The 19,758-nt window shown below is 32.4% G+C and carries 18 protein-coding genes; 17 read left to right on the top strand and 1 reads right to left on the bottom strand.

The features are described 5' to 3' along the window. Nucleotides 1-4: 4 nt before the first annotated feature. Genes AC5SL3_RS06265 through AC5SL3_RS06245 form a run of 5 tightly spaced genes read left to right on the top strand, consistent with a single transcriptional unit; the run spans nucleotide 5 to nucleotide 6,224 of the window. On the top strand, nucleotides 5-1,501 hold the full coding sequence (locus tag AC5SL3_RS06265) for an FAD-linked oxidase C-terminal domain-containing protein (protein WP_011281593.1): 1,497 nt from the start codon (nucleotides 5-7) through the stop codon (nucleotides 1,499-1,501). Continuing rightward, the gene (locus tag AC5SL3_RS06260; protein ID WP_020168906.1) at nucleotides 1,467-2,735 is read left to right on the top strand and encodes an FAD-binding protein; all 1,269 of its coding nucleotides are present in this window, start codon (nucleotides 1,467-1,469) and stop codon (nucleotides 2,733-2,735) included. The genes AC5SL3_RS06265 and AC5SL3_RS06260 overlap by 35 nt, the downstream gene beginning before the upstream one ends. Next, entirely contained in the window at nucleotides 2,735-4,030 is a 1,296-nt protein-coding gene (gene glcF / locus AC5SL3_RS06255) for a glycolate oxidase subunit GlcF (RefSeq protein WP_271626899.1), read from the top strand. The genes AC5SL3_RS06260 and glcF overlap by 1 nt, the downstream gene beginning before the upstream one ends. Nucleotides 4,031-4,032: 2 nt before the next feature. Continuing rightward, the gene (locus AC5SL3_RS06250; protein ID WP_494577970.1) at nucleotides 4,033-4,986 is read left to right on the top strand and encodes a 2-hydroxyacid dehydrogenase; all 954 of its coding nucleotides are present in this window, start codon (nucleotides 4,033-4,035) and stop codon (nucleotides 4,984-4,986) included. 20 nt (nucleotides 4,987-5,006) lie between these two features. Continuing rightward, nucleotides 5,007-6,224, top strand: a complete 1,218-nt coding sequence (locus tag AC5SL3_RS06245) for an MFS transporter (protein WP_011281589.1) — start codon at nucleotides 5,007-5,009, stop codon at nucleotides 6,222-6,224. Nucleotides 6,225-6,226: 2 nt separating this feature from the next. Here the strand turns inward: AC5SL3_RS06245 and AC5SL3_RS06240 are convergent, their stop codons facing one another. Next, complete coding sequence (locus AC5SL3_RS06240; protein ID WP_494577969.1) at nucleotides 6,227-7,309, bottom strand: GAF domain-containing protein; 1,083 nt, start codon at nucleotides 7,307-7,309, stop codon at nucleotides 6,227-6,229. Between the two features lie 160 nt (nucleotides 7,310-7,469). Here AC5SL3_RS06240 and AC5SL3_RS06235 point away from each other — a divergent pair, with 160 nt between their 5' ends. The 12 genes from AC5SL3_RS06235 to AC5SL3_RS06180 all read left to right on the top strand — a co-directional run bounded on the left by AC5SL3_RS06235 (nucleotide 7,470) and on the right by AC5SL3_RS06180 (nucleotide 19,755). After that, the gene (locus AC5SL3_RS06235; protein ID WP_011281587.1) at nucleotides 7,470-8,531 is read left to right on the top strand and encodes an NAD(P)-dependent alcohol dehydrogenase; all 1,062 of its coding nucleotides are present in this window, start codon (nucleotides 7,470-7,472) and stop codon (nucleotides 8,529-8,531) included. 21 nt (nucleotides 8,532-8,552) lie between these two features. Next, entirely contained in the window at nucleotides 8,553-10,088 is a 1,536-nt protein-coding gene (locus tag AC5SL3_RS06230) for a type 2 periplasmic-binding domain-containing protein (protein ID WP_271520219.1), read from the top strand. Between the two features lie 74 nt (nucleotides 10,089-10,162). Beyond that, on the top strand, nucleotides 10,163-11,023 hold the full coding sequence (locus AC5SL3_RS06225) for a carbohydrate ABC transporter permease (protein WP_011281585.1): 861 nt from the start codon (nucleotides 10,163-10,165) through the stop codon (nucleotides 11,021-11,023). 2 nt (nucleotides 11,024-11,025) lie between these two features. Continuing rightward, entirely contained in the window at nucleotides 11,026-11,874 is an 849-nt protein-coding gene (locus tag AC5SL3_RS06220; RefSeq protein WP_168606993.1) for a carbohydrate ABC transporter permease, read from the top strand. Continuing rightward, nucleotides 11,874-12,953 carry an ABC transporter ATP-binding protein gene (locus AC5SL3_RS06215; RefSeq protein WP_494577967.1) on the top strand — a complete coding sequence of 360 codons (1,080 nt, stop codon included), beginning with the start codon at nucleotides 11,874-11,876 and terminating at the stop codon, nucleotides 12,951-12,953. The genes AC5SL3_RS06220 and AC5SL3_RS06215 overlap by 1 nt, the downstream gene beginning before the upstream one ends. Continuing rightward, the gene (locus tag AC5SL3_RS06210) at nucleotides 12,946-14,019 is read left to right on the top strand and encodes an ABC transporter ATP-binding protein (RefSeq protein ID WP_494577965.1); all 1,074 of its coding nucleotides are present in this window, start codon (nucleotides 12,946-12,948) and stop codon (nucleotides 14,017-14,019) included. The genes AC5SL3_RS06215 and AC5SL3_RS06210 overlap by 8 nt, the downstream gene beginning before the upstream one ends. Before the next feature lie 127 nt (nucleotides 14,020-14,146). Next, complete coding sequence (locus tag AC5SL3_RS06205; protein WP_494576746.1) at nucleotides 14,147-15,304, top strand: TRAP transporter substrate-binding protein; 1,158 nt, start codon at nucleotides 14,147-14,149, stop codon at nucleotides 15,302-15,304. A gap of 92 nt (nucleotides 15,305-15,396) precedes the next feature. Then, the gene (locus tag AC5SL3_RS06200; RefSeq protein ID WP_494578795.1) at nucleotides 15,397-15,981 is read left to right on the top strand and encodes a TRAP transporter small permease subunit; all 585 of its coding nucleotides are present in this window, start codon (nucleotides 15,397-15,399) and stop codon (nucleotides 15,979-15,981) included. Continuing rightward, nucleotides 15,971-17,332, top strand: a complete 1,362-nt coding sequence (locus tag AC5SL3_RS06195; protein ID WP_027306877.1) for a TRAP transporter large permease — start codon at nucleotides 15,971-15,973, stop codon at nucleotides 17,330-17,332. Before AC5SL3_RS06200 ends, AC5SL3_RS06195 begins: the two co-directional genes overlap by 11 nt. A 10-nt stretch (nucleotides 17,333-17,342) precedes the next feature. Further along, the gene (locus AC5SL3_RS06190) at nucleotides 17,343-18,680 is read left to right on the top strand and encodes an amidase (protein ID WP_494577963.1); all 1,338 of its coding nucleotides are present in this window, start codon (nucleotides 17,343-17,345) and stop codon (nucleotides 18,678-18,680) included. Continuing rightward, nucleotides 18,670-18,849 carry a hypothetical protein gene (locus AC5SL3_RS06185; protein ID WP_011281579.1) on the top strand — a complete coding sequence of 60 codons (180 nt, stop codon included), beginning with the start codon at nucleotides 18,670-18,672 and terminating at the stop codon, nucleotides 18,847-18,849. The genes AC5SL3_RS06190 and AC5SL3_RS06185 overlap by 11 nt, the downstream gene beginning before the upstream one ends. A gap of 12 nt (nucleotides 18,850-18,861) precedes the next feature. Beyond that, nucleotides 18,862-19,755 (top strand): DMT family transporter, encoded by an 894-nt coding sequence (locus AC5SL3_RS06180; RefSeq protein ID WP_011281578.1) that lies wholly within the window; start codon nucleotides 18,862-18,864, stop codon nucleotides 19,753-19,755. Nucleotides 19,756-19,758 lie beyond the last annotated feature (3 nt).

Below are 19,758 nucleotides of genomic sequence, written 5' to 3'. Positions count from 1 at the left end.
ACTAATGAGTGAATTAGTTCTGCCAAAGATTGACAAAGCAACGATTAATAAAAAAGAATATATTTTTAAAAATCTTGCAAAAATTATCAATCCAGAAAATGTTTTAAGTCATGCAGATGATATTAAACCATATGAAACTGATGCATTAGCAGCTTACACACAGACACCATTGGCTGTTGTGATGCCAGAAAACACTGAAGAAGTAAGTAATATTTTAAAATTTTGTCATAAAGAAAATATTAAAGTTGTACCAAGAGGGGCCGGCACTGGTCTTTCAGGAGGAGCCCTACCTTTAAATGATGCAATTTTATTAAGTCTTGGAAAATTTAATAAAATTATAGAAATTGATTTTGAAAATAAATGTGTAGTAACCCAACCTGGTGTAACAAATTTAGGAATAACACATGCTGTACAGCATAAAAATTTTTACTATGCGCCAGATCCATCAAGTCAGCTTGCATGCTCAATAGGAGGCAATGTTGCTGAAAATTCTGGAGGCGTCCATTCTCTAAAATATGGAACGACAACTAATAATATTTTAGGTGTTGAAATGGTAATGATGGATGGAACAGTTTGTAGAGTTGGTGGAAAAACTCTTGATCAAGAAGGGTATGATCTAATGGGATTAATTTGTGGTTCAGAAGGATTATTAGGAGTGATTACTGAAGTGACAGTAAAAATTTTAAAAAATCCTCAAGTCGTTAAAGCAGCACTAATAGGCTTTCCAACAATTGAAGAAGGTGGAAATGCAGCATCGGAAATAATTTCAAGTGGAATTGTTCCAGCAGGTATGGAAATAATGGATAAAGCTTTGATAGAGGCAACAGATAATTTTAGTAAAGCAGGATATCCAAGAGATGCAGAACTTTTATTGATTGTAGAATTAGATGGAACCGAATCTGAGGTAGATGAATTATTAAAACAAGTCAGAAGTATTTGTGAAAAAAATAATTGCTCAAGTTTAAAATTGAGTAAAAATGAAAAAGAAAGACTATCATTTTGGGCAGGTAGAAAAGCAGCATTTCCAGCATGTGGAGCTATGGCACCAGATTATTATTGTATGGACGGATCCATACCAAGAGGAAAACTTGCGGAAGCTTTACTTGAAATAAAAAGACTTTCTGAAAAATACAAATTACCTGTAGCAAATTGTTTTCATGCAGGAGATGGAAATTTACATCCATTAATAATGTTTGATGGAAGTGATAAAGAACAACTGCGAAAAACAGAGGAATTTGGAGCTGAGATACTAAAGACGTGCGTTAGATTAGGGGGAGTGATCACTGGAGAGCATGGGGTAGGAGTAGAAAAAAGAGAACTAATGTGTGAGATGTTTAATAATACAGATATTCAACAACAATTAGATATTAAAAAATCGCTTGATGAAAAAAATTTACTAAACCCAGGAAAAGTTTATCCAATATTAAGAAAATGTGCAGAGGAAGGAAGGGTACATGTCCACAGAAATGAAGAAAAATTCCCAGATCTTCCAAGATTCTAATAATACTTATTATCCAGAAGATGAGCTGCAAGTTTCAAATCTAGTTCAGGAACTTTACAAAAAAAACCAACCAACAGAAATAATTGGCACAGGTTCAAAAAATTTTATTGGTAACAACATTCAATCTGCAAAAAAACTATCTATGTCTAAGTTGTCAGGTGTAATTGAGTATTTGCCTGAAGAACTATATATTAAGGTTAAAGCTAACACGCCATTAGAGTTAGTTGAAAAGGAGTTAGAAAAAAACAATCAAGAACTAGCTTTTGAGCCTATTGATTTTGGATTTATTGAAAATGGAAAATCAAATAAGGGCACCATTGCAGGCCATTTAGCTTGTAACTTTGCTGGCTCTCGAAGATTTAAAGTAGGAAGTTTAAGAGATCACATATTAGGTTTTAGAGGTGTGAATGGTAAAGGAGATATAATTAAATCAGGTGGGACAGTTGTAAAAAATGTTACAGGTTATGACCTATCAAAACTAGTAACAGGATCTTTTGGAACTTTAGTTGCTTTAACTGAAATAACATTGAAGGTTCTACCTAAAAAAAAATTATCTAATACAATTACTATACATACTGATGATAAAAAATTAGTTAAAAATTTATTTGATAAGATATCTAGTTCAAGTAGCGAAGTCTCTGGAGCTGTTTATATTCCTGAAGAACCCAAAGATGAAAATTATGACCAAAACAAAGAGATGGTCTTTAAATTTAATGACTTAAAATACAAAGGTTCATTTTTAGCACTAAGAATAGAAGGAGATAAAATTTCAATAGATGAAAAATTAAAAGCTTTAACAAATGAACTGGAGCTTAGTAAGCTGAATACAACAGTTTTAGATGTTCATCAATCAACACCTTTTTGGAAAAAAATAAATAATCTTGAAATATTCAAATCAACAAAGAATAACCTTTTAAGAGTAGTAGTGCCTCCTTCGAAAGGCCCTAAGTTGATGCAATTCTTAGGTAATAAGTATAAATATTACATTGATTGGTGTGGCTCATTATATTGGATAGAGGTTCAATCAAAAAAGAACTCTAAGGTTAGTGATATTAAAAAATTGACCAAAGAATTAGGTGGTTATTTAACTATCATAAAGACATCGGATGAATATGATTACGAAGAAACAATTTTTACAGTAGACGATATAAGACTTTTAATATCAGAAAAGATCAAAAAAAGTTTTGATCCTAAAAGAATTTTTAATCCTGGAAAAATGTATAGAGGAATTTAATGCAAACAAACTTTACTGAAAAACAATTAAAAGACAGTGACAACGCTGCAACAGAAAAAATTTTTAAAAAGTGTGTTCATTGTGGTTTTTGTAATGCAACTTGTCCAACCCATCAAATATTTGGTGACGAATTAGATGGACCGCGAGGAAGAATTTATTTGATTAAAGATATGTTGGAAAATCAAAAAAAGCCAACAGCAAAAACTGTAAAACATATAGATAGATGTTTGTCTTGCTATAGCTGCATGACCACTTGTCCTGCTGGAGTAAATTATATGCACATCATTGATCATGGTAAAAAATATATTGAAAAAAACTATGAAAGATCTTTTTTTGATAGAACAATTAGAAATTTTTTATCAGTAGTGTTACCAAACACAGGATACTTTAGATTAGCAAGTTATATGGTTAAATTAGCTAAACCTTTTAAATTTTTAATGCCATTAAAAATAAAAGATATGATGAATTTGATGCCGACAAGTTTTCCAAAAAAAACTATAAAACAAAAAGAAATTTATTCTGTAAGTGGGAAAAATAAAATTGCAAGAGTTGCTCTTTTAACTGGATGTGTTCAAAAAGAAATTTCTCCTCAAATTAATGAGGCAACAATCAGACTTTTAAATAGACATGGAGTTGAAGTGGTTGTGCCTAAAAAGATCAGATGTTGTGGATCATTAAATCATCATTTGGGAAAAGAAGATGACGCGCACCAAGATTTTAGAAATAATATTAATACTTGGTATGACGAACATCAAAAAGGAAATTTAGACGCTATTTTATCAAATACTTCTGGCTGTGGAACTACCATGAAAGACTATGGTTTCATTTTTAAAGATGATGAAGAAATGAAAAAGAAAGCAAAAGTGATTTCTGATTTAACAAAAGATGTTTCTGAATATTTAGATACTAATTTAAAATTAAATTTTAAAGTAAAAGATAAGAAGTACAAAATTGCTTATCATTCTGCATGTTCAATGCAACATGGACAAAAAGTACACAGTCAACCCATGTCATTACTTTCAAAAACAAATAATGAAATTATGGAAATTCCAGAAGGCCACATCTGCTGTGGATCTGCTGGAACTTATAATATTTTGCAAACTGAAATTGCCAAAGAATTATTAAGTAAAAAAGTAAAAAATATTGAAAGTTTGAAACCAGATTTTATATCAACTGGAAATATTGGTTGTATTACTCAAATTTCTAATGGAACGAAAACTCCAATTTTACATACCATTGAGATATTAGATTGGTATACTGGTGGTCCAAAACCAAAAATATTACAAAAAAATTAACTATGAAAAAAATTCTAATTACACGAAGATTGTTAAAAGAATCTGAAGACAAAGCTTCAAAAATATTTGATGCAAAATTTAATGGCAATGATGAATTATATTCTCAATCAAAGCTTATCGAATTAAGTGAAGGTCATGATGCAATATTAACTTCTTTAACTGATAAAATGGATGAAGAGACCATAAACAAACTTCCAGACAGTATTAAGGTAATTTCTAATTTTGCAGTTGGATTTGGGAACATTGATTTAGAAGCAGCAAAAAAAAGAGGAATAGCTGTAACTAATACACCAGAAGTTTTATCTGATGCCACAGCTGAGATTGGAATTTTATTAATTCTTGGAGCATGTAGAAGAGTTCCAGAGGGTGTTCAGGCTGCAAAAGAAAGTAGCTGGAAATGGTCTGCAGATTATTTGATAGGAAAACAGTTAACTGGTACGAGGCTTGGAATTTTAGGAATGGGGAGAATAGGTCAAAAGATTGCAAAAATTGCAAAATCTTTAGGAATGATTATTCACTATCACAACAGATCAAAACTAAGTGACGAAAAAGAACAAGGTGCCATTTATCATGATAGCATTAAAAGTCTTTTTGGAGTTTCAGATGTATTGTCAATTTGTTGCCCCGCAACAAAAGAAACAGAAAATTTAATTAATAAAGAAACATTAGAATATTTTCCAACAGGTGCGGTTATAACAAATGTGGCTCGTGGAGACATTGTTGAAGATGAAGCTTTAATAGATGCATTAAACAGAAGAAAAATTTATGCAGCAGGACTTGATGTTTATAAGGGTGAACCAAATTTAAATCCAGGCTATCTGAAGATTAAAAGTGTTTTTATTTTGCCTCACCTTGGAAGTGCCACTAAGCACACAAGAATTGCTATGGCCAATCTAGCCATAGACAATATTGATGAGTTTTTCAAAACAGGAAATTGCAAAAATAAAGTAAATTAATTTCTTTATAATTTTTAATTATGAATAAAGTTATTTTACCAAAACAAAAAGCGATAACTATATTTTTAGTATTTGCTCTCAGTTATTATATCTCTAATTTACTAAGAGCAATCACTGCAACTATTTCACCTAATCTTATATCAGAGTTTGATTTATCAGCTGGTGACTTAGGACTTTTGGGAGGTGGATATTTTTTAGGTTTTGCTGCTGTTCAAATTCCATTAGGTTATTTATTAGATAATAAGGGACCAAAAAAAATAGTATCATATTTTTTACTTATAGCTGTATTGGGTATGATTTCATTTTCTTTATCAGAAAATTTTATTACTCTTTTAATATCAAGAATTTTAATTGGAATAGGCGTAGGCGCTTGTTTGATGGGGCCGCTTACTGCATATAGAATTTGGTATCAAGATGAAACGCAACAAAGAGCAAATTCATGGATGTTAATGGTGGGCGCAATTGGAATGCTCTCTTCTAGTTTGCCTGTACAATTTTTTTTACCGATAATTGGATGGAGAATGATTTTTATCACTTTAGCTCTATTAACCATATTTTGTATTATCTTAATTATTTTTTTTATACCTAATTGGAATAAAGCAAATATTCAAAGTAACTCAAATGATAATGGTTCTTTAAAAGAAATTTGGAACAATAGTTTTTTTAAAAGCTTAGTTCCAATGGGATTTTTTAATTATGGTGGATTGTTTGCTATTCAGACACTTTGGGCAGGACCATGGATGATTAAAGTTTCAGGATATACACCCGAACAAAGTGCAAATGGTCTTTTCTTAATTTATTTTTCTCTCTTAATATCATTCCTATCTTGGGGCTATTTAGTTCCTAAAATTTCAAAAAATGTTTCAGATGCGATAAGATTATTGAAGTTTGGTGCACCGTTAAATTTAATTGTTCTGGCTTTTATAATTTATCTTGGACCTAAAGCAGGAGCATATCACTGGGCTTTTTTTGCTGTAAGTTCTGTTTTTTTATCCTTAACCCAACCAGCAGTAGGTATGGCTTTTTCACTTTCAAATGCAGGAAAAGCACTGACATCATTTAATCTGCTTCTTTTTATTGGAGCATTTGCGCTTCAATGGATCATTGGTGTTATTATTGATCTCACAATGAACTTAGGCTATTCAGAAATTTCAGGCTTTAGATTTGCTATGATATTTTTTTTATTAACTTCTTTCTTTTCCTACCTATTTTTCTTAATAAGAAATTATAAAAATTAATTTTATTTTAGATGTTTGTAAATTGTGGTTCTTGATACACCAAGTTTTCTGGAAGCTGCACTAATATTTCCAGTTTCTATAAATGCAGATTTAATTAAAACACATCTTTCTTCCTTAAACTTAGAACCTTGACAGTTATTGCACGCATAAGTTTTTATTCCTGTTTCTTTGGATATTTTTTTCTTAAAATTTTGACTTTTTATTATAAAGACAGACGAACCTAAATGATCAGAAATTTTTAGGATTTTATTTTGTAAAAGTTCATTTGCTATTGAAGAAAATGAAGTTGTAAAAATATTATTAAAATTCTCATTCTTTAATGGTGCTAGTCCATGTAGCATTATTCGTGCGTTTGAATTAGAACCAACAACAAATCCATCACCATTAATTGCAAGCAAACCAACACTATTAGTACTAAGATATTCTTGGCGTGGATGGAAAGATAAAATTAATTCATCTCTAAATTGATTTATGAATAATTTTGTTTCGATGCTTTTTGTAGCAAGCTTAACTAGCGCTAGTGTGTGCTGCTCTCTTGAATGCACATCAGTAGAAGCATCTATTATACCTATTGTTTTACCTTCATGATTTAGTATTGGACTTGCAAAGCAAGATAATTTTCCATGTGACTCAAAAAAATGCTCTTTACCTGAAACTATGGAGTCTTTATTGAGAGTTACAACCTGTCCTAATCCATTAGTACCTCCAATTTCTTCTCTCCAAATTGAACCTGGTATTACAATTTTTCCAACATCAGTTTTAAGACAGGTTTTATCGTAAATAGTATCCATAACTGAGCCAGTGCTGTCAGAATATGCTACCATAAAGTTTGTTCCAGCTATTTGTGAATATAGAAGTTCAAGCTCAGGGTTTATCAGTCTTCTAATATATTCATTTTTTTCTTTAAGCTCATCAAGCTCTTTAGAAGAAAGAATGGTTCTCTTTGGTTTTTTAAGCGGATCCAATCCTGTTGAAATACATCTCTTCCAGCTATCAGCTATATCTTTATCAATCAAAGAAGATAAAAAACCTCTTTTCTTAGTGAGGTTAGAGAATTCTTTTTCAACAGATGTTAAATTTGGCATTTCTTATTTTAGGACATAATTAAAAATGAACAACCAACCAGAAGTTGTATTTTGTTAACTTTTTGAACACTTTTTTGTGCAGTTGACTCTTAGTTGACCTGAATATTGGATAGGGTTTGTTATTAAAAAAATTAACTAACAAAAAAAATAGAGAGTAATTATGAAAGCACAAGTTCTACATAAATATAATCCAAAAATGGATGAAAAAGTTTGGGTGACCGAGCAAGAAATGCCAGATCCAAAATTAGAAAAATCGTCAGATGTTATTGTTAAAATTGGTGCTGCAGGAGTTTGTAGAACTGATTTACACATTATCGAAGGTGTATGGGAACATATTCAAGATCCTAAAGGAGATTTATTACCCATGGTTATGGGTCATGAAAATGCAGGTTGGGTTGAAGAAGTGGGCAAGGATGTCGTTGGATTTAAAAAGGGTGATCCAGTAATTTTGCACCCAATCATTTCTGGAACAGATGGAACTTGTTTAAGCTGTCGTAGAGGCTTAGATCAGCATGCCGAAGAAGGTGCCTTTCCAGGACTAAACATTAAAGAAGGTGGATATGCTGAACTGCTTAAAACTAGTGTTCGTAACTTAATTAAACTACCAACAATATTAGCGCCAAAAGATGTTGCACCATTTTCTGATGCAGGGCTTACCGCTTATAGAGTTGTTAAAAAAGCTACTAGACATTTATTACCAGGTCAGACTTGTGTAATTATTGGAGCTGGTGGACTGGGTCATATAGCAATTCAATGTTTGAAAGCAATGTGTGCTGCAAATATTATTATTGTTGAAAAATCTGCTGAAGCATTAAAACATGCGATGTCACTTGGTGGTGATGAAGGAGTTTTGATTGATGGCAATGAAGTTGAAAGAGTTTTAGAACTTACCAAAGGTAAAGGTGGTGAAGCTGTAATCGATTTTGTTGGTGAAAAAGGATCCACTGCAATGGGTATCAAAATGACAGCAGGAAGTGGATACTATTATATCGTTGGCTATGGTGAAGAAATCAGAGTTCTAGCTGTCGATGTAATTATTTCAGAAAAAACAATTGTTGGAAATTTAGTGGGAACGTGGTCTGAGTTATATGAACTGATGGAGTTAGCTAACAAAGGGTTAGTTACGCTTTCTATGCAAGAGTATAAATTAGGCGATGCTAATAAAGCACTTCATGATCTTAACGAGGGTAAAGTTAAGGGAAGAGCTGTTTTAGTTCCATAATAATAAAAAAAGGAGAGAGTAATGAAAATAATAAAAACTTGCTTAAGTGCTATGATATCAGGAATTCTGATATTTAGTCCAGCTTATGCAGATAAGTGGAGTGATCAATTTCCACATATCAAAGCAACAGGAGATATTTCTGGTGACTGTTCTTATGAAGAGATTTCAAAAAAGAACTACAAAGGAAAAACTCTAAAAATAAATACGCACGCAGTTCCAGTAATTGGACAGCCTACAGCTCTTCATGCTGAACAGTTTGCAAAACTAACAGGCGCAACAGTTGATGTAACACATACACCTGCAGGTGATTTGTATGCAAAAGCTATGGTTCCTTTTAAAGCTGGTCAAGCTCCATACGATATCGTATTTGGCTTTTCTAACTTTATAAATGACTGGAGACAATATTTAGCACCAGTTCCAAAAAAATACATGAACACAAAAGAGATGAAAGACGTTACAAAATCTCATGTGGGTGTTTCTTCTTGGGATGGAACTATGTACCAATATCCAGTTGATGGAGACAGACATTATCTAAAATACAGAAAAGACGTAATAGATAATCCTGAAATGCAAAAAAAATACAAAGCAGACACTGGTAAAGAGTTAAAAGTTCCTACAACTTGGAAAGAATATGGCGAAATGGCCAAATACTTTAACGGTTGGGACTGGGATGGAGATGGAGAAAAAGAATACGGTTCAGCTGAAGTTATGAAAAAAGACGACTTAATGTTTGCAGCTTTTTTCAGTAGATCAGTGGCGTATGCTAAAAACCCTAGAACTCCAGGTGGTTTCTTTTTTGATTTAGAAACTATGAAACCAAATGTTAACAATCCAGGGTTTGTTGAAGCTTTAACTGACTGGGTAGAAGCTACTAAGTATGTTCCTCCAGGAGGAATTAACTTTGGACTAGGTGATGAAATTGGATCATTTGGTGGTGGACAAACTCTATTTAGTTTTTCATGGGATGATGCTTTTATTGCAGCGATGCAAGATGACAGTCCTATTAAAAATAAAGTAGGTACAGCTCCCCTTCCAGGCGCAGATAAAGTTTGGAACAGAGTATCTGGAAAATGGGATAACAAATATAACCAAGCACCGTACATCGTATGGGGTTGGGCAGTAGGTGTTGCTAAGAAAAGTAAAGTACAAGAGATGGCGTTTGACTATCTATGTTTCTTTTCTAACGGAGCAAACCACCAAGCTGACTTAGCTATTGGTAACTTTGGAGTAAATCCATTTAAAAACTCTGATTTTGATCCAAAACTTTACACAGAGACTATGGGTTGGGATAAAGAGATTGCGGAATCATACACTAAAACACTTAAAGACATGGAAAAAAGTAAAAATAGAGTTTTCCCTTTAAGAGTTCGTGGTGTGTTTGAATTCACTAGTGCAGTTGCAACTGGAACTTCTAAGGCTTTAGCTGGTCAGCTATCTCCTCAAGAAGCTTTGGATGAAGTTGCTAAAGAGTGGGAAGCAATTGTCAAAAGAGTTGGTAAATCAGCAGTACAAGAGGATTATGCTGTTGGTGTCAAAATGGAAGACAACAAGTTATAAAAATAAATTTATATGGCCACTTTTAATTAAGTGGCCATATACTCATACTTACAATACAATCAAAATTCAAAGTCATGAACTTTAAACATAAATACATTTTTCTATTTCCTGGTTTATTTGTTCTTATAGGTATCTTAATTTTCCCGATAATATTTGTAGTTCGTTTAAGTTTATCAGGGTGGAATAGTTATAATGGTTTAAATTTTATAGGCCTTGAAAACTATATAAGATTATTTACAGATGACCCAAGGTTCTGGGAATCATTTTTTAGATTAAGTTTTTTGTCAGTAACAACTGTTGTTCTTCAATATGTAATTGGTTTTGCATTAGCACACATGGTCTGGAAGGAAATTAAGTTTCAAAGGTTTTTTAGAGTATTATTTTTAATACCTATGATGACCACACCAGTTATCATGACTGTTATTTGGAGAACTTTTTTTCATGAATCTCTAGGTCCTGTAAATGATATTCTGGGTAACTTTGGTCTTTCACCAAAATGGCTCACAGACCCTACTTTAGCTAAATTTACTGTAATTATTGTTGAGGTTTGGCAGTGGACACCTTTTATGTTTTTACTATTGTTAGCAGGCCTTTTATCACTTCCAAAGGAACCATTTTTAGCAGCTGCAATTGATGGAGCTAGCCCAGTCAGAAAATTTATCTATGTAACATTTCCATTAATGGCACCTATATCTATCGGTGCAATTATTATTAGATTGATTGAAGCCTCAAAGATAATGGATACAGTTTATGTGTTAACCTCAGGTGGACCTGGGACATCAACTGAAACATCAAGTTTCTATATTTTTATTAAAGGCTTGAGAGAGTTTCAAATGGGCTATGCGGCCTCCATGTCATTCACTTATCTAATAATAATGATCATAAGTTTAACTGTTATAGCAAAAGTATTAACCAAATTATTACTCAAAGATTAGATATGGGAAAATTATACACATTTTTAAAATATTTTTTTATAACTATTTGGACAGTATTTGTGGTGGCGCCTTTTCTTTGGGCACTTACAACTTCTTTCAAAGATTTTAATTCAGTTAATGGAGGTGTTACTTATATTCCATGGGTTGATTTTGAACCAAACCTAGAAGGTTGGAGAGTTTTAATTAAATCACCAGCACAAGGAGGAGTAGATATCGTTGAGCCGTATTTTAATAGCTTGTTTGTAACGTGTACTGCAAGTTTAATTAGTATAATACTTGGAACATTATCTGCCTATGCTCTCTCAAGATATACTTTTAAAGCAGGTCCAATAAAAAATAACGACATTACTTTCTTTTTTATTTCTCAAAGAATTATGCCACCAATTGTTTTATCAATACCTTTCTTCTTATTTTTAGGAGCGGTCAATTTATTAGATAGTCTAATTGGGCTGATAGTTGTTTATATCGTTTTGTTAATGCCTATAGCAGTTTGGATTATGGTTGATTTCTTTAATAAGGTACCGAGAGAAATAGATGAAACAGCATTAATAGATGGATGTAATCCTTACCAAGCATTTTTTAAAGTTGTATTACCAAATTCAATACCAGGTTTAATTGTTGCTGGAATGTTTTGTATAATATTTGGATGGATCGATTTCTTCTTTGCATTTATTCTAACTTTTACTGAAGTACAATTATTACCAGTTAAAATAGTTGCCTTAAATTCTTCAATTACACCATGGTGGAGTTTATCTGCTTCAGCATTAGTTTCTGTTGCACCATTAATTGTAGTTGCATTTATTGTTGAAAGATATTTGTCAAAAGGAAATTTGTCTGGAGCAATTAAATAATGAATTTAGTTGGAGAAAATTTATCATACAAATTAACTGAAGAGCTACAGTTAAGAAAAATCTCTTTTAACTTTGAAAAGGGAAAATTATATACGATTTTAGGAAGAACACTTTCTGGGAAAACGACCTTATTAAAAACAATAGCTGGACTACTTATGCCAGATAGTGGAACAATTAAATTTGAAGGTAAGAATTTTTTAGAGATACCAGTATGGGAAAGAAATATTGCTATGGTTTATCAGCAATTCATTAACTACCCTCACTTAAATGTTTTTGAAAATATAGCCTTTCCATTAAAACAGAGAGGTTTAGATTCTCAAAAGATTAATGATGAAGTTTTTAATTCTTTAAAATTAGTAGGATTAGAAGGCTATGAAAAAAGAAAAATTCAAGAATTATCAGGTGGTCAACAACAAAGAGTTTCAGTTGCAAGATCACTGGTAAAAAATGCTAAAATTTTATTATTAGATGAACCATTAGTTAATTTAGATTACAAGTTAAGAGAGCAGTTGCGTGAAGAGTTTAAAAACATATTCATTAATGGCCTATCAGAAGAGAGTATTGTAGTTTTTTCAACAACGGATCCTAGAGAAGCAATGGAACTTAATGGTGAAGTCATTGTTCTTGATGAGGGTAGAGTGCTCCAAGTGGGCGCTGCAAAAGAAATATTTGAAAACCCTAAAAATCTAAAGGTTGCAGCTATTTCAAATGACCCACCAATGAACATTTTAAAAGCTGACATAGATTCTAATAAAATAAAATTTGAAGATATTGAAATAGATATTCCACATCATCTATCTAAAATAAAAGATAAAAATTTTAATTTTGGTATAAGAGCATCAGATGTTGAATTAAATGATAATGGGTTTGAGTTTGAAGTAGAGCTTGCAGAAATTAGTGGTTCAGAAACTTTACTCCATCTTACTAGAGGAAATGCAAAAATTATAACCAGTATAGAAAAAGTTATGGATTTTAAAATCCACGATAAAGTTAAAATTAATTTTAGATCAAACAAAGCTTACGCATTTGATGAAACTGGAAATTTAGCTTCATCTCCATTTGGAGGTAGTAGTGTCTAAAATTAATTTAAATAAGATATCCCATTCATATAATCCAAACGATGCTAACCCAACTTATGCACTAAACCCTTTTTCAATGACTTGGGAAGATGGAAAGAGATATGCAATTTTAGGCCCATCTGGATGCGGTAAAACAACAATGTTAAATATTGTATCAGGCCTAGTAAGGCCTTCATCTGGCAAAATATTATTTGACGACAAAGATGTTACAGATCTTAAAACCGAAAGTAGAAATATTGCTCAAGTTTTTCAATTTCCAGTGATCTACAATACTATGACAGTATATGATAATTTAGCTTTTCCACTTAGATGTAGAGATTTTTCTAAAGAAATAGTTGAGGAAAGAGTTAATTCTGTTGCAGAAACATTAAATTTAAAATCTTTCTTAAATTTGCCTGCTAGAAAACTTACTGCCGATCAAAAACAATTAATTTCTCTTGGTAGAGGACTTGTAAGAGAAGATGTAGCAGCAGTTTTAATGGACGAGCCATTAACAGTTATAGATCCTGATTTAAAATTTAAATTAAGAAGAAATCTTAAAGAAATAAATGAGCAATATAAAACAACTTTAGTTTATGTAACCCATGATCAAAATGAAGCGATGACTTTTGCAGATAATATAATAGTTATGAGTGAAGGTGAAGTGGTTCAAACAGGAACTCCCAAAGAATTGTTTGAAAGACCAAATACTACTTTTGTTGGATACTTTATAGGATCTCCTGCAATGAATTTATTTGAAACAGAAGTATCATCTAATAATAGTGTTAAAATTAATGATACTTTAATTAAAACAACAACAGATCTAACAAAGTTAAAAAATAAAAATGTTAAATTGGGAATAAGATCCGAATATATAAAATTAGCAGAAAAACAAAAAGACAATGTGTTATCTGCAAAGGTGGATAAAGTAGAAGATCTTGGAAATTATAAACTTCTAACGGCTAAAGCTGGAAATCTTACAATCAAATCTAAAATCAATAGAGAAACTGAAGTACCTTCAGACAGTATAAGCTTACATATTCCTGCTGAAAGATGTTGTGTATATGAAGATGAAAAATTGATTTAAATTTAGCATTATTTTTCTATCTCAGATTGTAAAATGATATTAAAGCGTCATTTTCTCCCTAGACTCCTAAGCTCAATTATAATTAAGTTCACATTGTTAATTAACAAATACTAATAGAGGAGAAATAATGATTAAAGATAAAAAATCTTTGAAGGCTACAACACCTTCAAGACGTAAGTTCTTTAAAGCAGCAGCAGTTACAGGTGCAGCAGCAGCAACAGCTGTAGCAATGCCTAATATTGCAACTGCAGACGGACACGTTACATTAAAGATGCAAGCTGCTTGGCCTTCAGGCGCAAACATCTTTTTTGAAATGGCGCAAGACTACTGTAACATGGTTAGCGATATGTCAGGTGGATCACTTAAAATTGATCTTCAGCCTGTAAACGCAATCGTTAAAACTTCAGAAATCGGAGCAGCGGTAAGTGATGGAATCGTTGATATGGGTCACTGGGTGACTGCATATTGGTACGGTAAAAACGCTGCAGCTTCACTTTTTGGAACTGGTCCTTCATACGGAATGTCATCTCAAGAAGTTATGGGATGGATGGAGTATGGTGGAGGAAGAAAACTATATGAAGAAGCAGTAGCTAGTGTTGGATTTAACTACACAGGTTTCTTTCATATGCCTATGCCAGCACAACCTTTTGGTTGGTTCAAAAAGAACGTAACTAAAGTATCTGATGTTAAAGGTATGAAGTATAGAACAGTTGGTCTAGCGACTAACGTTTTAACTGCTATGGGAATGGTCGTAAGACAATTACCAGGTGGTGAGATTCAACCAGCAATGAAAACTGGTTTGATTGATGCTGCTGAGTTTAACAACCCAACATCAGACTCACAGTTTGGAATGCAAGATGTCTCTAAACACTATCACTTAGGAAGTTTCCACCAATCTCAAGAGATGTTTGAAATTCCTATGAACACGAAGAGACTGAACAGCCTTTCACCTGCTCATCAAGCTATCTTAAAAAACGCTGCTTATGCTGCGAATACGGATAACTACTTCAAAGCGCTTGTTAGATATTCTGACAGTTTAGCTGATTTGATGAACACACATAAGGTTAACGTTTACCAAACGTCTGATGCCATTTTAGCTGAACAGTTAAAAGGTTGGGATAAAATTGTTGGAGAATTCTCTGCAAAAGATGCATTCTTCAAGAAGGTAATCGACTCTCAAAAAGCATATGCTAAGAAAGTAATGAAGTACTTGCTGATGAATCAGCCTAATTACAAACTAGCTTATGAAAATGAGTTTGGTCCAATTGGAAAAGTTAAAATCTAATTAACCTTTTAATATTTTAAAAAGGGGGTCTCGGCCCCCTTTTTTTTATAGTACAGTTTTTAACAAAATTAGAGTATCCTATTTAAACCATGATGAGAGCCTACATAAAATTAGCTGACACTTTAAGCACTTCAATAGGTAAGGCTTTTTCTTGGTGTATTGTTATCTTGATGGGTGGAACTTGTTATGAAGTTATGATGGCCTACGTATTTAATAAGCCAACACTTTGGAATTTTGACTTTAGTATGCAGATGTACGGCGCAATATTGATGATGTCAGGCGCTTATTGTTTAGCAACAGAATCTCATGTTAGAGGGGATGTAATTTACAGATTATTTAAACCAAGAACACAAGGTTGGATTGATTTAGTGCTTTATTTTATCTTCTTTTTCCCAGGAGTAATAGCCTTAGCATTTTATGGGTATGAATATGCAGCACTTGCTTGGAAGATAAAAGAAACTAGTTGGAGTAGCCCAGCCCAAATTAATATTTATATGGTAAAATCTTTAATACCAGCTGCGGGAGTTTTTTTGGTTATTCAGGGAATTGCTGAAGTGTTTAGAGCAATTATTTGTATTAAAACTGGACATTGGCCAGCAAGAATGGTTGTTGCAGAAGAAACAGAACAAATCTTAATGAGAACAGCACAAGACGAGGATCAAAAAGATGTTATTTAGTCTAACAAACCCAGAAGTCGCCATCTTAATGATGGGGCTGTTTTTATTTGCAGTGCTATTAGGTTTTCCAATTGCCTTCACCTTGATGGCAATGGGAATAGGTTTTGGATATTATGCTTATTACGATCCTGCTTTAATGGATCACATATTTGATAATAGGATATTTTCATTATTTGTAAAAAATACATACACCGTTATGGACAATAACGTGCTCACCGCCGTCCCGCTATTTTTATTTATGGGATATTTAGTTGAAAGAGCCGGAATTGTATCAAAATTATTTTTTGCAATAAGACTTGCGGCTCACAGATTGCCAGCTTCAATGGCAGTAGCTGCTCTAATAACGTGTACTTTATTTTCAACAGCAACTGGAATTATTGGTGCTGTTGTAACCCTAATGGGTCTCCTTGCTTGGCCTGCGATGGTTAAAGCAGGATATGATAAAAAATTTGCTTCAGGAGTAATTTGTGCGGGTGGATGTTTGGGTATTTTAATACCACCTAGTATTATGTTAATTGTTTATTCGGTAATAGCTCAGCTATCTCCTTTGAGATTATTTGCTGCAGCAATTTTTCCAGGACTTTTACTTGCAGGACTTTATATAGCTTATGCAGTAGGTAGAGCTTGGCTCCAACCATCAATTGCACCTAAGCCAAGAGCAGAAGATATTCCGCCAAGAGCTGAAATTTTAAAAGAAGTATTAGTTTCTTTCGTCCCTCTTTTTGGATTAATTATGTTGGTTCTTGGAACAATCTTAGCAGGTATTGCAACGCCAGCAGAGGCAGCAGCAGCAGGAGCGTTTGGTGCTATATTGTTATCTTGGTTTTACAAAACACTTAAATGGCAAAGCTTTAAAGAGTCTGTTTTTCTAACAGCAAAAACTACAGCAATGATTATGTGGTTATTTATTGGTTCTTGGACTTTTTCTTCTGTATTTTCTTATTTAGGTGGTCATGAAATTTTTGAACATTTTTTTACATCAATTGAAATATCAACATGGCAATTTTTAATTATTACTCAAGTAATAATTTTTCTTTTAGGATGGCCATTAGAATGGACTGAAATTTTAATTATATTTGTTCCAATATTTTTACCCCTACTTGAAGTATTTAATGTTAATCCATATTTCTTTGCAATGTTAATTGCCTTAAATTTACAAACATCATTTTTAACGCCTCCTATGGCAATGTCAGCCTATTACTTAAAGGGCGTTCAAAAGAAGAATGTTGAATTGATGGAAATATTTGCAGGAATTATGCCGTTCCTAGGAATAGTAATATTCGCTATGTTTCTTATGTATATGTTTCCAGGTATTGCTTTGTGGCTGCCAGAAACATTATTTGCAAACTAGATAATTTTAAATGCTAAATATATTTACTCTAACAACTAATAAATTGGTTGATCACCTAAAATCGGGTCAGATTTCATCTGTGGAAGTTTGTAATCAATATATTGAGAGAATTGAAAAATTTGAAAAAGATGTAAAGGCGTGGGAATATTTTGATAAAAAAAAGCTTTTAGAAAAAGCGGCGGAGGCAGATGAATACAGAAAATCAGGAAAACCACTGGGATCTTTGCACGGCCTACCAATTGCAGTTAAAGATATAATAGGTACTTTTGAAATGCCTACTGAATGTGGCTCTCCTGTTAGAAAAAAAATGCCAAGCTCACAAGATTCTGAAGTTGTTAATCTACTTAAGATTGAGGGAGCAATAGTAATGGGAAAAACTGTAACTACTGAACTTGCATATTTTCACCCAGGCAAAACTACTAACCCACATGATAATTCAAGAACACCTGGGGGGTCATCAAGTGGTTCTGCAGCAGCTATAGCAGCACATATGGCGCCACTATCAATTGGATCACAAACTAATGGCTCAATTATTAGACCTGCTTCCTACTGTGGAGTTGTTGGTTATAAGCCATCTTATGGATTGATTTCACGAAGTGGTGTGATGAGACAATCTGATAAATTAGATCACATCGGAGTATTTGGAAAAACAGTAGAAGATGTTGCTCTGTTTGCAAAATCATTAATTAAAAAAGATTTATACGATTCATCAACTATTCATTATGCGGCAGATGAAATGTTAAATGTTTGTAAAAAAGGACCACTATATGAGCCTAAATTTATTTTTTATAAAACTAAAAACTGGAAAAATATTGATAAAGAATCACAAAAATCTTTTGAGTTCTTTTTAAAAACTTTTAAAAAAAATATTGAAGTATTTGATACCCCTTCTTATTTTGATGATATTCCAAAATATCATAAAATAATTCATGAAACAGATATGGCAAATAATTTTCAAGGTTATTATAAAAAATCTAAAAAACACCTTTCTAAAGAAATGGTTAGTGCAATTGAAAGAGGCTTAAAGTATTCAGCCAAAGAATATGCTGAAGCGATAGATTTTATGAAGAGAAGTTATGAATCTTATAAAGAAGTTTTTGAAGATTATCATGGAGTGTTAACTCCATCATCAGCAGGAGTTGCACCGAAGGGTCTTAAGAGTACTGGAAGTCCAGAATTTTGCACTGTTTGGACTTATATGGGTCTACCATCTATTTCATTACCTTTACTTGTTGGAGAAAATAATTTACCATTAGGTATACAGCTAATTGGAGACAGGCTAGATGATTTAAGATTTCTAGGTGTAGCCAACTGGCTAGAAAAAAATTGTAAAAAATATGCTAAATAAAATAACAACTCTAATCGGGTCAGGCCTTGCAACATTATTTCTTATTGGCCTTGCAACAACTTTAACTAGATCTTCGATGATAGGATTTTGGGATATATTGCCAGTGTTTATTTTAATGGCAGTAGCAATTTTTATGATGTTCTACGAAGCTTTTTTCGACAAGAATTAAATCTTCTTTTAAGTGAATAATTCTAAAAATAGCTATTTACCTTTCTTATTATTATTTATTCAACCAATTTTTATGGCTAGCAACTTAATCGTTGCAAGAGGTGGGGTTGAGTATGTTCCTCCAATATCTTTAGCTTTTTGGAGATGGACTGCAGTTTTTTTAATATTACTACCATTCACCTACAGTTCTTTAAAAAAAAATTTTAAGTTTGTAAAACAAGAATATAAAAGAATATTTTTCATTGGATCGATGGGTTGTGGAGTTTGTGGAGCTTTTCCATTTTTAGCTGGTCAAACAACAACGGTTACCAACATGGGAATTATATATTCCTCTTCTCCAATTTTTATAATCATAATCTCAAGTTTATTTTTTAAGGAAAAAATCAATCTTCTTAGGATTATTGGACTAGTTTCATGTTTAATAGGTGTTTTTGCCATTATTATTAAAGGTGATTTATCTTTATTAATTAGTCTTAAATTCACAATTGGTGACCTCTGGATGCTAGCTTCTGCAATAGGTTGGGCTCTTTATTCTATTTATCTATTTTATTGGAAAACTAATCTAAAAATTTTTGATAGATTTACTTTGATTGCATTTTTTGGAGTGGTTAGCTTGCTCCCATTTTATCTAATCGAAGAAGCTTTTTTTGTAAGAACTGTATTTAATTCTGATTTTTTTATGTGGGTTTTATTTGCAGCTATTTCACCGGGAATTATAGCTTTTACCTTGTATACAATGGCACAAAAAAAACTTGGGGCATCTATAACTGGATTTACTCTTTACATTTTTACAGTTTATAGTGCTATTTATGGAGTTTTATTCTTTAATGAGCAACTCGAGTATTATCATTATATAGGGACAGCCCTTGTTTTTGGTGGGGTATATATAGTTAAGAGAAAAGTTTAAATA

This window comes from Candidatus Pelagibacter sp. PS_34, assembly GCF_059417845.1.
This window is presented reverse-complemented; position numbering and strand designations above follow the sequence as displayed.

What these genes read in the sequence shown, in the direction of transcription:
- AC5SL3_RS06185 (WP_011281579.1), top strand. Translation starts at nt 18,670, where the DNA reads ATGCTAAATAAAATAACAACTCTAATCGGGTCAGGCCTTGCAACATTA.
- AC5SL3_RS06250 (WP_494577970.1), top strand. Translation starts at nt 4,033, where the DNA reads ATGAAAAAAATTCTAATTACACGAAGATTGTTAAAAGAATCTGAAGAC.
- AC5SL3_RS06260 (WP_020168906.1), top strand. Translation starts at nt 1,467, where the DNA reads ATGAAGAAAAATTCCCAGATCTTCCAAGATTCTAATAATACTTATTAT.
- AC5SL3_RS06195 (WP_027306877.1), top strand. Translation starts at nt 15,971, where the DNA reads ATGTTATTTAGTCTAACAAACCCAGAAGTCGCCATCTTAATGATGGGG.
- AC5SL3_RS06190 (WP_494577963.1), top strand. Translation starts at nt 17,343, where the DNA reads ATGCTAAATATATTTACTCTAACAACTAATAAATTGGTTGATCACCTA.
- AC5SL3_RS06230 (WP_271520219.1), top strand. Translation starts at nt 8,553, where the DNA reads ATGAAAATAATAAAAACTTGCTTAAGTGCTATGATATCAGGAATTCTG.
- AC5SL3_RS06225 (WP_011281585.1), top strand. Translation starts at nt 10,163, where the DNA reads ATGAACTTTAAACATAAATACATTTTTCTATTTCCTGGTTTATTTGTT.
- AC5SL3_RS06245 (WP_011281589.1), top strand. Translation starts at nt 5,007, where the DNA reads ATGAATAAAGTTATTTTACCAAAACAAAAAGCGATAACTATATTTTTA.
- AC5SL3_RS06235 (WP_011281587.1), top strand. Translation starts at nt 7,470, where the DNA reads ATGAAAGCACAAGTTCTACATAAATATAATCCAAAAATGGATGAAAAA.
- AC5SL3_RS06265 (WP_011281593.1), top strand. Translation starts at nt 5, where the DNA reads ATGAGTGAATTAGTTCTGCCAAAGATTGACAAAGCAACGATTAATAAA.
- AC5SL3_RS06205 (WP_494576746.1), top strand. Translation starts at nt 14,147, where the DNA reads ATGATTAAAGATAAAAAATCTTTGAAGGCTACAACACCTTCAAGACGT.
- AC5SL3_RS06220 (WP_168606993.1), top strand. Translation starts at nt 11,026, where the DNA reads ATGGGAAAATTATACACATTTTTAAAATATTTTTTTATAACTATTTGG.
- AC5SL3_RS06215 (WP_494577967.1), top strand. Translation starts at nt 11,874, where the DNA reads ATGAATTTAGTTGGAGAAAATTTATCATACAAATTAACTGAAGAGCTA.
- AC5SL3_RS06240 (WP_494577969.1), bottom strand. Translation starts at nt 7,309, where the DNA reads ATGCCAAATTTAACATCTGTTGAAAAAGAATTCTCTAACCTCACTAAG.
- glcF (WP_271626899.1), top strand. Translation starts at nt 2,735, where the DNA reads ATGCAAACAAACTTTACTGAAAAACAATTAAAAGACAGTGACAACGCT.
- AC5SL3_RS06200 (WP_494578795.1), top strand. Translation starts at nt 15,397, where the DNA reads ATGAGAGCCTACATAAAATTAGCTGACACTTTAAGCACTTCAATAGGT.